This is a genomic window from Deltaproteobacteria bacterium HGW-Deltaproteobacteria-6 (assembly GCA_002840435.1).
Classification (GTDB): Bacteria; Desulfobacterota; Syntrophia; order Syntrophales; family Smithellaceae; genus UBA8904.
In genome coordinates this window covers 799076-813882 of sequence record PHAT01000001.1, presented here as the reverse complement: position 1 = coordinate 813882, position 14807 = coordinate 799076, and the positions used below count along the sequence as shown (strand labels likewise).

Sequence of the window (14807 nt, the reverse complement as noted above, 5' to 3'; positions counted from 1 at the left end):
TCAGAATCCCGGCCCTTTTGTCTCTTTTTTATCGATGGGCCATGCCGGGCAGCCTTGCCGCTTATCGCACTTCGTATCGCAATAACTCTTTTGGTAGAAATTTCCTGCAGAGTTGGGGCATTCACCGGACATCTCCTCGTCGGAGCTATCCTGCCCTGTTCCCTCGGTCTGCTTTCCTGTCTGCGCTATGGGAAGATCAATCACATCGCCAGTATTCGCCTGACCTTCTATTTCCACTTCAACCGCTACACGGTCGGAAAGGTCTTCCGCACGGTTTATCCGTTCCAGCAGGATAGCCTTGTCGGAAGATGCGTTGATGATTGCTTTACACAGTTTATTGATTACGGTCTTCATTGCCATGTCCGCGGTGAATTTTCCGTGCGTGGAGTCCGCTTTGATGTCCCCTTTATCGGTTACAGGGTGCATCTTCGATTGCTTCCACGCCTGTTTGATCTCTTCAATGGTCATAATTTCAGAGCGCAAAGGTTCACCTGCTTTGTCTAAAGCAATGGCATAGGCTCCGATGATATTCTTTTTATCCACGTTACTAAGTTCTTGTTCGTGGACGAGGACGCTTTTCTTGCCGTTGGCAATCCCATATTTGAAAGCATCACTTTCATAAACGGCGGCATAGGCAAAGTCATCGACAAGCGGCTGGACCATCTTTGCTACGGCCATGGAGCCGAAATAGGAGCGTTGCGCGGTCAATGTCTTGCCATACACAATGAAATAGACTTGATCTTTGATCGGATTTAAACCTTGAACGATCATATCAAAAAGTGCGTTGGCTATGCTGTCCTGGGTGCAAACTTCGAGAGCTTTGTGATCGTCTTTATCTTTCGTCTCTTGAAGAATGAGCCATGCTGATTTGAGCGCATTGCTGAACGAATATGAGCTGGGCAGGTCTATTTCTTTGCTCTTGACCAGTGCGCCGACTTTTTGGGCAACCACATCCACGACGGTTCTTTTCATGAGAGCGAGATGCGATTCCTGTTTAACGGGTGCGGGCGCCGGTGCCGCCGGTGTCTGTTTTGCTGCTGCTGCATTTGTTGCTGCCATATTTTCCTCCTTTGATTTTTATGCCGCTTTTTTATTGGCTGTTTTATTATTCACCATTTCCACTCGCAGAGTCTTATCCTGCGGCGAAACAATCAGATTGACGATCTGGCAGTCCATTTCGGGGATATCCGAAACCGACTCCCTGTTATCGATGAATACTGCTGGCGCGATTCCGTAATGCTTCTGGAGAGTGCGGATTATATCAAGCCCTCCCTGTGTGCGGGCGGCTGCGTTAAGGCCTCCGTCATACGGGACGCCTTTGACCGTGAAGACGCAACACTCCTCAATTCCGCCATTCACAAGCTGGTTGAAGAGTTTGAAGCTGACCACGGCGAATTTACTGTTGATCCTGTCCGTGAGAAGAGAAACCTTGCTTTTGATGAATGTTTCAATGAGGTAGAGAATCTTTTCCAGTTCCTCGAATTCCTGTGCCAGCTTCTTCTCTTCGGCTTTCAGTTCCTTGATGCGGGAATCGCTGGAGCTCCGCTTCTCGAACCGGCCATACTTCTCTTTGACCTCTGCCAATTTCGCTTCAATGGGCACAATCTCTTTGGTAATGGCGTCTCTATCCTGGGCTACTGTCCCTTTGGCGTCGGAGATTGCCTTTTCAATGGCGGCTTTCCGGTCAAGCAAATCCTGCCGGCCGATGATACCGGAATAATCGGAGGAGGCGGCCTTGGCCACGTCACGCTCTGCGGTGAGGCGCTCAATCTCCCGGCAATTTGCTTCGGCGTTTATCGGGGATGATATCTTGTCTTCGAGCTCGCTTACTTCTTTCGAGAGGCGATCATGCTCAGCTTTTAATTGCTTTCCTCTGGTCTGGATATCAGCAAGCCGATCACTCTTTAAGGAATTGTACCCGGCCTTGGCTTTTTCTCTGGCAGCTTCTACCTTTTCAGCGGGAAGGCTCTGCCCGCAGGCAGCACAAATAGATTCCGTGGTGTCCTGGAATTCTTCGGCATCGATTCCAGCCCATTTCTCGCGGAGAAGATCCATGGACTTTTCGAGAGAAGTAATTCGCTCCTTTTTTTCTTTGATCTCGGATTTGATTGACTTCGCCTTACGTTCGGCGGCCTCGTCAGCATCAACAAGTTCCCGTATCTGCTGATTCAGCTTTGTCACGATCTCCGATTGCTTCAGATAGTGGGCGTTTTCAATTCCGGATATTTCAGCGGCAACGGCGCTCAGATCCTTCGATAGCGGGGCGATCTTTCCACCAACATCAACCCCGGCAAGGCGTAGTTTGGCATCATTAAGTTGACCTTCAAGAGTTGCGATTTCTGCGGCCAGGGCGTTCTTGTCCAGACCGGTTACATCCGGAAGGCCTCTCCGCGCCTCATCGATCCGGACCGGGATTTGACCAATCTGCTCATTAATTTTCAATTTCCGGCCCATCGTTACTTTTTTCAGGTCGTCAAGAGGAGTTTTGGACGAATATTTAGCCAGCGCTGAACGCAGCGGCGAAAGAGACTCATCAGATGACAGAATGTCTGCATCGGGAATGTCCCCGCAGACTTCCAAAAGGAGAGCCCGCTGTTTCTGCCAGGGCATAGCCGCAAACGCTGCGGAATTTGTAAGAAGGCGAAAGCGTGTCTCATCCCCGAAAATCTCGGCCACTCTGGACTTAAACTCATTTTCTTTTACGGGTACGCCATCAATAAAGTGGTCCGTCGTGTTGCCGGTCATTTCCGCTTTGGCGTTTCCGCGCTTCTTCGTCCAAACTTCGTGGTACACCTTCTTTAATGCGAGGTCGTTTCCTCCCAAGTCGAAGACCGCTTCCACGGAATGATCTATGCCGTGTTCTTGGTTTCCGGATGCGTCAAGATTTTTAATTTCAAAGTCGCTGCGCCCGAGCGAATCCTTGCCGGTTAAGAGCCACAGCATAGCGGACATAAGCCGCGTTTTCCCAGATCCGTTGGCTCCATATATGTTCAGGTCTTCGCCGTTTTTGGCGTCCAGTGAAAATGTTCCTCCCTGGAAATTATGAAGAACGAGCGTCTTCAATGGTATTGTGTTCATTATTCCGGCCTCCATGTAGTTAAAAATTATTTCTGATCATTGTGCCCGTGCGGAAATTCCTGCCGATCCACCCATTTTCTGAGTGCATCGATGTTTTCAAGGACTGCCTGGGCTTTCTTCAGTCCCATGGTTAGAAACTGCGGTTCTCCCTTGAATTCGTTTATGTAAATCTTACAAACTGGCGATCCCTTGAATGTGCTTTCCTGAAATGTATCCGGCATTATGCGGCCTCGCTGATCTTTGCCGTTGCTTTTGCTTCCATTCTCAGTTTTTTGACGTACCGACGATACTGCTTTCCGGTGAATCCCTTTTCTTTCATGATTGCGTTTTTGCGCTGGCGATCAGTGCTTGTGTGCTGTCCAAGAAAGCCCATTGTCATAAAGCGAGTTTTTGCCTCGGCAAGTTTCGCCATTCTCTTTTGAAAAATTTCCTGAAATAATAAAGACAATGCGTTTCCACGTTTTACTTTTGCGATTTCCATTATGCTGCCTCTCTTTCCATTTTCTTGATCTTCCAGACGTTCACTTTTCCGCTGAACACTTCGCAAACAACATCATAGCCAAGTGGATTCAGCTTTTCGCGGACGTCGGAAATACGTTTTGTATGAGATAGAAAATTTAGTTTGTGCATTTCCGCCGATGTGATTCCGCCAGCGAGTAGCCGTTCATAGACCTGATAATTTTGAGAGCCCCACCGGAAGAAAGAACCTGGGCGCGGTAGGGGATCAAGATCAAAATTGAAGGATGATTGGCCTGTCATTCCATCACCACCTTAAAGTTCTTCCCGGATTTGATTTCCCGCGCCAGATATCCGTAGTCGGTGCGCGTCACTATTGCGTCGTCACATTTCTTTCTGCGAAGTTCTGACGCGATGAAAGCAACATCTTTTTTGGATATTGGCTTGTAAGCTACCTTTGCCAGTTCCCGCTTGAACTCCTGCCGCTCCTGCCAGTGAAGATAAAAGACCACGGCACAGGCGAGCACTACGAAAATCCATATTGCTGTTAAAGGTTTCATGGACGGATTCCTTTGCCGTTTTGAAGTTTCAGAACAACAGTTCCGCCTGTTATCGAAAAAACAGTGTATCTCAGGTCATTGAGCGTTACGGTCATGCCCTTATATGGAAGTTCGCCGATTACAAACCGATCTGCTTTTCCGCTTGCAACATCCGCTTTACCTTGTTCTTCTAAGGCGTCCCTTTTGCCCATCAGTGCATCAACTACTTTCTGATTTCTGTATTTCTGCATGATTTCTCCGATCTGGGCGACGCACAGGCTTAGATCGTTACCGATGCCATCTGTGCCTTTAAGCATCCGTTGGAAATGTATCGCCCAATGTTCTGTTTTTCGGGGTGGCCAATCCCCCACCTTAATGTTTCCCAAGTCTGCCAGCTGCGAAATGGGAACGGGCTTTATTGATCTCCTCCTTTTTTGGGGGCTGGAACGAATGCCTCAGCTTTTGTTCTGCAGCCGCCAGGATTTGATCTTCGCCGCTTCGGGTGTGGTTCTTTGTTTCGGGGATAGAATATAATACAAGATGTATTATGTCAAGAAAAAAACATAATACAATGTGGATTATTTTAAAAATAATTATAAATGGATGATTTTAGAAAATAAAAAACCCGCCGGGAAGCGGGTTTGTGGGTAATGTAAGAAGTTTAATTACTGTTGATAGCAAAACTTTCCCATCGAATTACCACCTTCGCTTATGGCGCCCGACAGGATACCCATGCTAAAAGTATCTGGTATTAATATGCTTTTATAAATAAACCTTACAACTGTATCGTTCTTTATCATCGCATAGAAAGGATTCGCGCCGGAATAACCGCCCATTCTGTTTTTTGCGTTTACGGTTCCGCAGACATGCCAGCCGTATATCACGCCACTCATGGTATTTCTCCCTGAGCTTGGTTTGTTAAATGTATAAACCGCACTATAGGGGTCAACAAGATGCGGATTGACAATATTTTTAATTGCCTGTTCATAATTTGTCGGGACGGGGCCGGGGTTCATTTCTTCCTGGGTTAATTGTCTTGATTGAGCGGCACAGCCAGCAATGAATAAAAAGATGGCAAAAATTGTTAAAATCTTTTTCATTGAATCCTCCTATTTAATTTTAAATATTTAATTCTTTTCGAAGGGTGTTTCTTTTTTTGAACTCTAAAACAATGCCGTATTTCTCTACACGATCCAGACCGGCAGAAAATCCCTGTTTGCTGGATCGTGTTATTCTCCCAGTGCTTTAAGATCGCCAGTTTCAGATGCCTTTTTCATCTTACTTTTTAACTCCGCATGATTCTGATTAATAGCGTCTTGGATTGATGCAACGCGATCCCGCAGAAAGTCTGTATCGCTTTGTGATTTACTGGCCATTGCCGCAACAAGATCAATTCTCTTTCCTTGGTCAGATATTCTCTCTCCCTGCGCGTGGATTAAATCTTTCTGTGTCAATATAAGATTGCTTTGTTCATCAATTCTTTTCCCCTGTTCTTCAATCCGCTTATTTTGCTCTTCAATTATTTTAATAAGCGAATTCATGTCAAGGGGTGCGCGAGGGGCGTCGGTTGTTTCGGTGGTAATAGTTGCTTCTTTTAATAATGCTTCCTCTGGGAAACCAAATGCTTCGGCAAACCGTTTTTGCATTCCTGGGCCGATGCCCCTATGGTGTTTATTATATTTTACTATTGCCTGTGGCGTAGTTTTTGCCCTCCGTGCTAATTCGGCATCGCTCCACTTTTTTTCGGCCTGCATCCGAAGCACATTTGCCCAGATAATCTCGTCTTTTTTTGCCCAAATCACTTTATCAGCCATAATGTATTATAATTCCTGTTGACAATAATCCATAGTGTATTATATAATCTTAACCATGCAGATAAATGAATATTTAAAAAACAATAATATTTCACAGGTCGCGTTCAGTAAAACAGTAAAAACGGGGCATATTTATCTGAACGCCATTGTTCGGGGACGACGCACACCATCCCCGCCTCTTGCCCTCCGCATTTCCGAGGCCACCGGCGGGGCCGTAACCGTTATGGAACTTCTGTTCCCGACAACCAAAGGAGCAATAAACACATGAAGGCAGAAACAGAAATTAAAATTTATGACTTTCTTGATAAGTATCAGCTTCATGCGTCAATCCTTGCGGTAGCATTTAGTATTATTTCCATAATTCTTTCACTATCTGCCAAATGAGGGACGTTAAGGCAATGGCCAAAGCAATCCAGGCAACAATACCTTTTGACCAAAAATCGCGCCGCCGGTTACGTCTGTCCATTTCGGCCTTGCTTGCTGCTTTGTCTACAAGGCTGGAATTATCGGCCAGAATTACCGTTAACAGATTTTCGTCGGGATATCCCGACATGTCTTTAAATTTATGAGGAACTATTGCCATATCTTAAACCACCAAAGCGGACAAAGCCGCATAAAAGGAGAAAGAGCACATGGAAAAATTATCCATCGATCAAAAGTTACATATTCTTGACCGTGCTGTAACTCTGGCTTCATGCCGAAAAGCAGATGAGCAGCAGGGAGCCGTCGAATCCCTCTACGAAAAGATGGTTGAGCTTATCAGTTCTGAGGAAGCTGATAAACCCGCTGCTTAATTTCCTCAACCTCTCTATGGATGGCTTCGATGTTGACCGCCAACATTCGCATAGCTTCGTAATACTCGTACTGATCAGCGCTTATTTCAGGCTTCTGAGTCAGTTCAAAAAATTTTGCCGATGCGAGGAACATTGCTTCATCCTTTCGGTAAAAAAATAGGGCAGGGGGCGCATTGATACCGTAAAAGGTGCCAGCTTTCCCCAAAGTTTGCAAACCCTGCCTGTTTTATAAACGATTTAGCAAGAATTTCAACAGTTTTTTTGGAGGTACCGGAAATGCAATCACAGCAATTAAAAATAGATTTTGTGAAACAGATAAGGATTGTGGAGCCGGACGACAAAAAAGGCGATCTTCCTTTATCGTTTCGCGTCACAGATAAATTCAAGACCGATCTGCACGACATGGCCAGGATAAAGGGCGTTTCTCTTTCTGATCTGTGCTGTGAATATCTCATAAACTCCTACACCGAAGATTACAAAAATTACTTACTGCTTCAACAATCCGGGGACAAAACCCTTCGTGATCTGTTGAGGTGATTATAAAAAATTTTTAAAAGTTTGTCAGTCTGACGTTTGTACTACAGTTGAGTACATTGATTTTATAGGGGAAATTCCATGAAAAAGATATACGAAAAATCAATAATCATCCTGACGATGGCAGCAGCCGTTTACGTTCTGGTTGCCGGGATTCTGGAATTTTGGGGGATAAAAATATGACAGAACCATGCCCGGTATGCGGAACTTTAATCGTGATCGTGCCTTTTGGATTTGGAGAAATCGGCGTGTGCTCAGGCTGCGGGAAGATCGTGAATCGGGAGAAGGGATGAGCGAATCAAAGAAGATTCTTGATCCGTGCTGTGGTTCCAAGATGATGTGGTTTGATCGACAACATCCTGCCGTAATGTTTGGCGACTGCCGAGCGGAAACGCTGACCGTAACAGACCGCTCGCATGGAAATAAAAGCGGAACGCGAACCCTGAAGATTGAACCTGATGCCGTGATCGACTTTCGTGCGCTGCCATTTCCGGACGGATTTTTTAAGCTGGTAGCTTTTGACCCGCCTCACCTTGTCCGTGCTGGTGCAAAAAGTTGGATGGCGGCGAAATATGGAAAGCTTTCTGAAAACTGGCAAGATGATCTTCGTAAGGGGTTTTCAGAATGTTTCCGCGTCTTGGCCACCGATGGGGTTTTGGTTTTTAAATGGAACGAAACCCAGGTGAAAGTAAACGAGGTTTTGGAATTGACGCCAGTGCGGCCGCTATTCGGGCATATATCAGGTCGTAAGAGTCAGACGCATTGGATTTGTTTCATGAAGGTTACACCATGACCAACGAATCAAAAAAAGCCTACGAAATGGAATACCGCGCCCAGAGAAGCCAGTTCTTCCGGCGCAAATGTGAAGATATCCAAGCCGAAATGAAATCCGGCCCGTGGAATTACGATTACAAAGAAGCCTTGAAAGCATTGATTGACGAATACCCAAAAGAAAAGGCGCTGATTATGGAAGTCTGGCGAGAGGTTACGGGGATAAAATGAAAGTATTGGTCGCGTGTGAATTTTCGGGAATCGTCAGAGAGGCTTTCAAGGCTAAGGGCCATGACGCATGGTCTTGCGATTTGCTTCCTACTGAAATTCCCGGGCAACACATTCAAGGCGACGTGCTGGAATTCTTAGGGGGGGGTGGGACATGATGATAGGACATCCACCATGCACAGATTTAGCATGTAGCGGGGCAAAGCATTTTTATCGCAAAGCAAAGCAGCAGGATGAAGGCATTTGGTTTGTTGCCCAGCTCATGTTTGCCCGTATCCCGAAAATCTGCATTGAAAATCCGGTGGGGATTATATCTTCACGGATTAAACCGCCCGATCAAATAATACAGCCTTATGATTTTGGCGAACCTTACCAGAAAACAACGTGCCTCTGGTTAAAGAATCTTCCGACGTTAAAACCTACAACAATGGACGCCCCGCTGTTCGGAGAACATATAAACAAGGGTGAATTCCATATTACCTCCGGCGGAAAAAAACTTCCCCAGTGGTACGAAGATTCAAGAAAAGATTCAAACAAGAACAGGAGTCGGACGTTTCCAGGGATCGCCCGGGCAATGGCTGAACAGTGGGGCAATTTAAGCGAGGTTAATGCAGCGTGAAAGTTTCTGATAAATACCTTCTGGATCTTCTTCGCGAGGTCGTTTCAATTCGTGCCGGAGGGCGCTGTGAATATCCCGGGTGTTGTGAAACTTCCTGTGATCCCCATCATTGGTACAGTAAAAAGAATCTGTCCATCCGGTACGATCCGGACGCATGTTTATATTTGTGCGCTGAGCATCATACAGGTGGCACCTATTCGGCTCATAGATCACCTGAGCTATTTAAAAATAAAATCATTTCAAGTGGCGTCCGGTCCCAGGAATGGGCAGACAGTATTTTGATAAAGAAAAACAAGATTATCGTGTGCCATATTGATGATTTCCGGGAAGATTCAAAAGAAATATTAATAGCTGAGAGGTTAGCGGCGTGAAGATCATCCGTGTATTTCCGAGAAAAACAAAAGCAACTCCTGATGATAAAGACGTCAGGATTAATGTTCCGCCTGGTTTTTTTGATGAAGCTGATGAAATCCATATCAGCGTTGCTTTTACTTGGGATTTGCCACGCGCTGAATGGCTCGCAAATCAATGGCGTTCGGTCGCTCCCGTCCGGATCGGCGGTCCCGCTACTGGAGAACCGGGCGGTGATTTCACGCCGGGAATGTACCTGAAAAAAGGTTACGTCATCACGTCGCGCGGATGCCCGAATAAATGTTGGTTTTGTTCAGCATGGAAAAGAGAAGGTCGAATTATCCGTGAATTGCCGGTTACAGATGGTTTTAATATTTTAGATGATAACCTTTTAGCCTGTTCAAGTAAGCACATATGGGAAGTTTTTAAAATGCTTTCCAACCAAGATCAATATGCTGATTTTTCCGGCGGATTAGAAGCAAAAAAATTAACATACGCGCACTGTATTGCCTTGCGGGGATTAAAACCAAAGCAATTATTTTTTGCATACGACACTCCTGATGACCTGGTACCACTTCAAGAAGCCGGGAAAATGTTAATAGATGCTGGATTCACAACGGCAAGTCACACGCTCCGGGCTTATGTCCTTTGCGGATATAAAGGCGATACGATCACATCGGCCGCAAAACGCATGATGGAAACAATATCCGCCGGGTTTACTCCGATGGCTATGCTTTGGCGAAGTGATGATGGGTGGAGGAACCCGGATTTTATCGGTGGAAAGTTTCAAAAACTATGGGCGCGTCCGGCAATTATTCATTCAAAAAATAATCAAGAGGCGGCGGCATGAACTGTCCAAACCCAAACTGCAAATCATCTGATATATTTTTCGATGGAATTGATTATATCTGTATCACCTGCAGAACGAGATTTATGAGGGATGGCGTCGTCGAAAAAGAGACGTTAATAAGGCCGAAAAATATTCCAAAAATTATTTCATGTGAAACAAAAGAGGAGGTGAAACCAATGGCTAAATACACAGAATGTCGTAACTGTGGGCGTACGATGACAATCATAAGTTACGGTCTTTGTGGTGGATGCTATCAAGCTTCTAAGCCTTTCGAAAGAGGATCGGCGGAATATAACGAAGCCCTGGCCGAAGCAAAGAAGAGATTAACAGATCCGAACTACAAAAATCAGACCAAAATCAAACACGAAGAAAACAAAGCAGTTATCCGGAAATCCCGGAAGACTAAAAAATCTGCAAAACCGTCGAAAAATATTCATGAGAATATTCCTCAAATAAAACCGAAATCAAAAGCCGACGTCTTAACTTTGTTAAAAGACCGGCGCCATGAACTAATGCAGGAAGTAGAGAAAACCACAATAGCAATTCAAATTATCGAGAATTTACAGGCGGCGTAAATGAACACAGATATAAGAATTCAAATCTCATTCGCTGGGCATGTGAAGCGAAAAAAACTTCAAAGCCGGTTAAAAGCCGAGGGAGTTTTAGCGTTGATCGATCTCTGGCTTTATGCCGGAGAAAATCACCCAGACGGATCGTTAAACGGCATGACAAACGAGGATATTGGCCTCGCTGTAAACTGGAAAGGCAACCCAGACAAACTTATTTCAACCTTTCTTGAAATTGGATTTATTGAAGGCTCAGAAGGTTCGTATATTATTCATGATTGGGAAGACAACAACCCATACGCCGTGCATGCTCCCGAAAGAAAAGAACGTGCTAAGGTTGCTGCTGCCGCAAGGTGGGGGCAAACAACTAGAATACCAAAAGCATGCAAGCAGCATGCTACTAGCATGCCTGATAGTCAATTAAGCAATGCCCCTTCTCCTTCTCCTTCTCCTAATCCTTCTCCTAATCCAGCTCCCGAGCATGAAAATCAAACTGTGGATAACTCAAAAAAAGACGCCTCTTTAAAAACAGAACAACCAAAAGAACCGGAAGAAGAAAAACCCAGCCAGTATGTTATTGACATCAGAAACTGCCTTGATAAGCTAAAAATAATTTATCCTGGATATGGCGAATATCACATCATTGAGGAATTTATCACACAAAACACCAACCGGAAAAACAGAGACGCAATTATTCACTCTCTAAATTCTCTGATTAAAAATCATGCCAACGTGAAAATAATCAGGTTTTATCTTGAGAAGGCCTTGGAAGAAGAAAATAAAAATTACAACGCAGCGGCAGAAGATAGAAAATCTCAGGAATTCAAAAAAGATAAACACCCGATGGAAGCAATGGGCTCCATAATGGCGGGGATGTTTAAATCAATGCCGGCGGTGAGCTCATGAGTTGGACAGAAGAACAATATGCAGAGTTTTTGAGAAATAAAAACATGCCGGCATGCGACGTAAAAACCCAAAAGCCAAATAAGTTTCACGCTGTAATGTGTGAAGCTGATGGAATTAAATTCAGATCCAAGAAAGAGCGGCGCCGATATCTCGAATTAATGGCCCTGCAGAACGCAGGTGAATGCTGGTTTTTACGTCAGGTACCTTTTTATCTTCCAGGTAATACGAAATACGTTCTGGATTTTCTCGTCTTCTGGAAAGACGGCCGGCAGACATTCGAAGATTCAAAAGGTAAAAAGACGCCGATGTATATCATGAAAAAGAAACAGGTTGAGGCGCTTTATCCAGTGAGGATTGTGGAGCCATGATGAAGTGTTTAAAGCCAAGTATAACCACACTGGATACGCGCAGAGCTGCACCTGTAGCCACTGAACGCATCAGGGGATGGAAGCTACAGCAGATCAGGGAGAGAATAGCGCTGAGGGCTGAATACATCTGCCAGAAGTGCAGGCGCGTGACAGGTCTGAAAGACGGCGAGCTTGATCACATCACACCGTTGCATATGGGCGGAGCTGATAACGATGAGAATTTACAATGGCTTTGTATTCCGTGTCACGCTGAAAAGAGCGCGGAGGAAGAGAATGGGAGGGTAAGATGAATAAGAAAAGTAAAAAAGTATTGAAGTGGAGAAAACGTAATAAGATCGCGGAGGAATCACGTAAAAGAAACCGTAAGGGGTAGGGGTGGGTTAAATCTCTGCGGCTCTTAAGCCGTCGTAACCGCATGGTTCCCCACGCGCAGAATTAATTCTAGTTTTTGAACATTTTAGATAAAAAGTTCAATTCGCAAAAGTTCAAAGGTGATTTTATGAGAGGCGGAGCAAGACCGGGATCAGGACCGAAAAAAGGGACAAAATATAAACCTCGGGCTTCTAAGGGGAAGGGAAAGCCGGCAGTCGAGCCAAAGACAAAAAAGCCGGAGGTCCCGCAGGATATTCAGGACGAAGCTGCTCTTCAAAATATGACCCCTCTTGATTATATGCTTAAGGTGATGCGCGATACGAATGCCGATACAACCCGCCGTGATCGTATGGCCCAGGCTGCGGCGCCATTTGTTCATCCGCGGATAGCTGAGGGCAAGGGTAAAAAAGGCGAAAAAGAAAATAAGGCAAGGCAGGCGGGCGCGGGAAAGTTTTCACCCGGCGCACCGCCGTTGAAATTGGTGAAATGAAAGGAGGTTTGTTATGGTTGAGACGTTAGGTGAGGCATTACCAAAAGAACAGGAAAGAGTCCGCGATGTATTGGGAATTTATAAGAACATCGGGCCAGCTGGTGCCTTTGGTGTTGTGATGATTGAAGCATCACTGCGGGCCGCAGACCAGGCAGTTATGAGTGGTGATCCAGTTGCTATGCTTCGGGCCTATGAAGACTTGAGATCCATAGAGGATTAGCTGATGAAATGGTCAACCGCATGTAAGGACTGGGAAAAACGAATAGTGGCTAAGAAGTCACTAATTACCTTCCCGCCTTTATTTCCCGATGCTGCAGAACGCGGTCTGTCTGTTTTTAAAGAACTGCGGCTGAAGGACGTTCCCGGGTGTCCGACTTATGGCCAGGTTGGTAGCCAGTGGCAGTTTGATCTTGTTTCCCATATTTTCGGATCATGTGATCCTGAAACAGGCCGGCGCCTTATCCGTGAATTCTTTGTCATGGTGGCGAAGAAGAACGACAAATCGGGAATGGCGGCGGGGATAATGCTGACCGCCCTTATCCTGAATTGGAGAGAATCAGCAGAATTTTTTATTATTGCGCCGACCGTGGAAGTTGCCGGGAATTCATTTAAACCATCTTGTGGCATGATCAGCTCAGATGAAGACCTAACTGATCTTATGTATCCTCAAGAGCACTACCGGCAGATCACCCACCGGAACGCAGGAGCCACACTCAAGATCGTTGCCGCCGAAAGCGATACGGTTGGCGGGTTGAAGGGCGTCGGGATCCTTGTTGAAGAACTTTGGCTTTTCGGCAAACGGCCGGCGGCGACAAATATCTTCACAGAGGTAACGGGCGGGCTCGCGGCACGTCCAGAGGGTTTTGTTATCTGGCTGACAACACAATCGGATGAAGCGCCGGCAGGTGTCTTTGCTGATAAACTGGAATATGCCCGCGGCGTCCGGGATGGCAAGATTGACGATCCGGCGTTTCTGCCTATTATTTATGAGTTTCCAAAGCAGATGATTGAAAAGAAATTGCACCTTGTTCCAAAAAACTTTTATATCCCGAATCCAAACCTGGGCGCGTCCGTTGATGAAGAGTTCTTAAAGCGGGAATTCAAAAAGGCTGAAATTGAAGGCGCACAGTCCAAGCAGAGCTTTCTTGCTAAGCACCTAAATATTCAGATTGCAACGTCAATGAAGGCCCAGCGCTGGGCAGGTGCGGACTTCTGGGAAGCGGCCGCGGGCAAAGTTACCCTTGAGACCATTCTTGAACGCTGCGAAGTAATCGAAATAGGAGGCGACGGCGGCGGCCTCGATGACCTTTTGGGTATGACCGTAATTGGCAGGGATGCCGAAACCGGTGTATGGCTTTGGTGGTCCCGCGCCTGGTGCCATGCAATCGCCCTTGAACGTCGGAAATCAGAAGCCCCTCGTTATCACGACTTTGCTAAAGACGGAGATTTGATCATTATCGATGAGATTGGCCAGGATGTGAAGCAGTTCGGTGATATCGTGAGAAAGTGTGACGCATCCGGATTACTTGACCGGATCGGCGTCGACCCATCGGGGATCGGTGCGATTGTCGACGAGCTGGAGAACGGCGACGAAAAGGGCGAGGGGAAAATTGAGCATGAGCGGATCGTCGGCATATCTCAGGGATGGCGTTTAAATAGCGCCATTAAGACTACAGAACGCAAAGTGGCGGCAAAAGAGATAATCCAGGACGGCAGCCGGATGATGGCCTGGTGTGTCGGTAACGCCAGAGTGGAACCGAAAGGAAATGCAATCCTGATCACGAAGTCAGCCAGCGGGACCGGGAAGATAGACCCACTCATGGCCGGATTGTCAGCCGTGGCACTGATGGCTATGAATCCGGAGGCAAAGCGGCAGAAGTCCGTTTATGACGGCATGACCGCGGAAGAAATTAAACAACGTATGACGGTGGGGTGAATATGGACGAAATTCTTGAAGGCTGGAATGAAATATCAAAGTATTTAAAAGTCAGTGATAAAACAGCGATACGGTATTGGAAAAAAAAAGGTTTGCCGGTAAAAAAGAATCGTGCCGGTCATCCTGTGATAACGA

23 protein-coding genes and 1 pseudogene are annotated in these 14807 nt (G+C 46.0%); 14 read left to right on the top strand and 10 right to left on the bottom strand.

The annotated features are described in order from the left end of the window. The 9 genes from CVU71_03835 to CVU71_03795 all read right to left on the bottom strand — a co-directional run bounded on the left by CVU71_03835 (position 1) and on the right by CVU71_03795 (position 5887). On the bottom strand, positions 1-1059 hold the full coding sequence (locus tag CVU71_03835) for a recombinase (GenBank protein ID PKN20920.1): 1059 nt from the start codon (positions 1057-1059) through the stop codon (positions 1-3). 18 nt (positions 1060-1077) lie between these two features. Next, a complete protein-coding gene (locus tag CVU71_03830; GenBank protein ID PKN20919.1) occupies positions 1078-3093 on the bottom strand; it encodes a hypothetical protein in 2016 nt (671 codons plus the stop codon). Positions 3094-3104: 11 nt separating this feature from the next. After that, positions 3105-3299 (bottom strand): hypothetical protein, encoded by a 195-nt coding sequence (locus tag CVU71_03825; GenBank protein ID PKN20918.1) that lies wholly within the window; start codon positions 3297-3299, stop codon positions 3105-3107. After that, the gene (locus CVU71_03820; protein PKN20917.1) at positions 3299-3559 is read right to left on the bottom strand and encodes a hypothetical protein; all 261 of its coding nucleotides are present in this window, start codon (positions 3557-3559) and stop codon (positions 3299-3301) included. Before CVU71_03820 ends, CVU71_03825 begins: the two co-directional genes overlap by 1 nt. Beyond that, entirely contained in the window at positions 3559-3837 is a 279-nt protein-coding gene (locus tag CVU71_03815; protein ID PKN20916.1) for a hypothetical protein, read from the bottom strand. The genes CVU71_03820 and CVU71_03815 overlap by 1 nt, the downstream gene beginning before the upstream one ends. Beyond that, positions 3834-4094 (bottom strand): hypothetical protein, encoded by a 261-nt coding sequence (locus CVU71_03810; GenBank protein PKN20915.1) that lies wholly within the window; start codon positions 4092-4094, stop codon positions 3834-3836. The genes CVU71_03815 and CVU71_03810 overlap by 4 nt, the downstream gene beginning before the upstream one ends. Further along, complete coding sequence (locus CVU71_03805; GenBank protein PKN20914.1) at positions 4091-4390, bottom strand: hypothetical protein; 300 nt, start codon at positions 4388-4390, stop codon at positions 4091-4093. The genes CVU71_03810 and CVU71_03805 overlap by 4 nt, the downstream gene beginning before the upstream one ends. Positions 4391-4738: 348 nt before the next feature. Next, on the bottom strand, positions 4739-5173 hold the full coding sequence (locus CVU71_03800; protein PKN20913.1) for a hypothetical protein: 435 nt from the start codon (positions 5171-5173) through the stop codon (positions 4739-4741). Positions 5174-5302: 129 nt separating this feature from the next. Next, positions 5303-5887: a hypothetical protein gene (locus CVU71_03795; GenBank protein ID PKN20912.1), complete on the bottom strand. Its 585-nt coding sequence runs from the start codon at positions 5885-5887 to the stop codon at positions 5303-5305. A gap of 55 nt (positions 5888-5942) precedes the next feature. On the opposite strand from CVU71_03795, the gene CVU71_03790 reads away from it, so the two are divergent. Continuing rightward, positions 5943-6155 carry a hypothetical protein gene (locus CVU71_03790; GenBank protein ID PKN20911.1) on the top strand — a complete coding sequence of 71 codons (213 nt, stop codon included), beginning with the start codon at positions 5943-5945 and terminating at the stop codon, positions 6153-6155. 81 nt (positions 6156-6236) lie between these two features. Here the strand turns inward: CVU71_03790 and CVU71_03785 are convergent, their stop codons facing one another. Next, the gene (locus CVU71_03785) at positions 6237-6470 is read right to left on the bottom strand and encodes a hypothetical protein (GenBank protein PKN20910.1); all 234 of its coding nucleotides are present in this window, start codon (positions 6468-6470) and stop codon (positions 6237-6239) included. Between the two features lie 487 nt (positions 6471-6957). Here CVU71_03785 and CVU71_03780 point away from each other — a divergent pair, with 487 nt between their 5' ends. The 13 genes and pseudogenes from CVU71_03780 (at position 6958) to CVU71_03720 (ending at position 14672) form a co-directional block, all read left to right on the top strand. Further along, a complete protein-coding gene (locus CVU71_03780; GenBank protein ID PKN20909.1) occupies positions 6958-7218 on the top strand; it encodes a hypothetical protein in 261 nt (86 codons plus the stop codon). A gap of 286 nt (positions 7219-7504) precedes the next feature. Continuing rightward, positions 7505-8008, top strand: coding sequence for an SAM-dependent methyltransferase (locus tag CVU71_03775; GenBank protein PKN20908.1), 504 nt, complete (start codon positions 7505-7507; stop codon positions 8006-8008). Continuing rightward, positions 8005-8217 carry a hypothetical protein gene (locus CVU71_03770; GenBank protein ID PKN20907.1) on the top strand — a complete coding sequence of 71 codons (213 nt, stop codon included), beginning with the start codon at positions 8005-8007 and terminating at the stop codon, positions 8215-8217. The genes CVU71_03775 and CVU71_03770 overlap by 4 nt, the downstream gene beginning before the upstream one ends. Next, positions 8214-8833, top strand: a pseudogene (locus tag CVU71_03765) (hypothetical protein). Before CVU71_03770 ends, CVU71_03765 begins: the two are co-directional and overlap by 4 nt. After that, positions 8830-9204 carry a hypothetical protein gene (locus CVU71_03760; protein ID PKN20906.1) on the top strand — a complete coding sequence of 125 codons (375 nt, stop codon included), beginning with the start codon at positions 8830-8832 and terminating at the stop codon, positions 9202-9204. Before CVU71_03765 ends, CVU71_03760 begins: the two are co-directional and overlap by 4 nt. Continuing rightward, positions 9201-10034, top strand: a complete 834-nt coding sequence (locus CVU71_03755) for a hypothetical protein (protein PKN20905.1) — start codon at positions 9201-9203, stop codon at positions 10032-10034. The genes CVU71_03760 and CVU71_03755 overlap by 4 nt, the downstream gene beginning before the upstream one ends. After that, positions 10031-10609, top strand: a complete 579-nt coding sequence (locus tag CVU71_03750) for a hypothetical protein (protein ID PKN20904.1) — start codon at positions 10031-10033, stop codon at positions 10607-10609. Before CVU71_03755 ends, CVU71_03750 begins: the two co-directional genes overlap by 4 nt. After that, positions 10610-11506, top strand: a complete 897-nt coding sequence (locus CVU71_03745) for a hypothetical protein (GenBank protein ID PKN20903.1) — start codon at positions 10610-10612, stop codon at positions 11504-11506. A 44-nt stretch (positions 11507-11550) separates the two neighbouring features. Then, the gene (locus CVU71_03740; protein PKN21055.1) at positions 11551-11874 is read left to right on the top strand and encodes a hypothetical protein; all 324 of its coding nucleotides are present in this window, start codon (positions 11551-11553) and stop codon (positions 11872-11874) included. Then, positions 11871-12164, top strand: a complete 294-nt coding sequence (locus CVU71_03735; GenBank protein ID PKN20902.1) for an HNH endonuclease — start codon at positions 11871-11873, stop codon at positions 12162-12164. The genes CVU71_03740 and CVU71_03735 overlap by 4 nt, the downstream gene beginning before the upstream one ends. 209 nt (positions 12165-12373) lie before the next feature. Continuing rightward, positions 12374-12736: a hypothetical protein gene (locus CVU71_03730; GenBank protein ID PKN20901.1), complete on the top strand. Its 363-nt coding sequence runs from the start codon at positions 12374-12376 to the stop codon at positions 12734-12736. A 13-nt stretch (positions 12737-12749) separates the two neighbouring features. Further along, positions 12750-12956 (top strand): hypothetical protein, encoded by a 207-nt coding sequence (locus CVU71_03725; protein ID PKN20900.1) that lies wholly within the window; start codon positions 12750-12752, stop codon positions 12954-12956. After that, the gene (locus tag CVU71_03720; protein PKN20899.1) at positions 12957-14672 is read left to right on the top strand and encodes a terminase; all 1716 of its coding nucleotides are present in this window, start codon (positions 12957-12959) and stop codon (positions 14670-14672) included. It abuts the gene before it with no gap. Positions 14673-14807 lie beyond the last annotated feature (135 nt).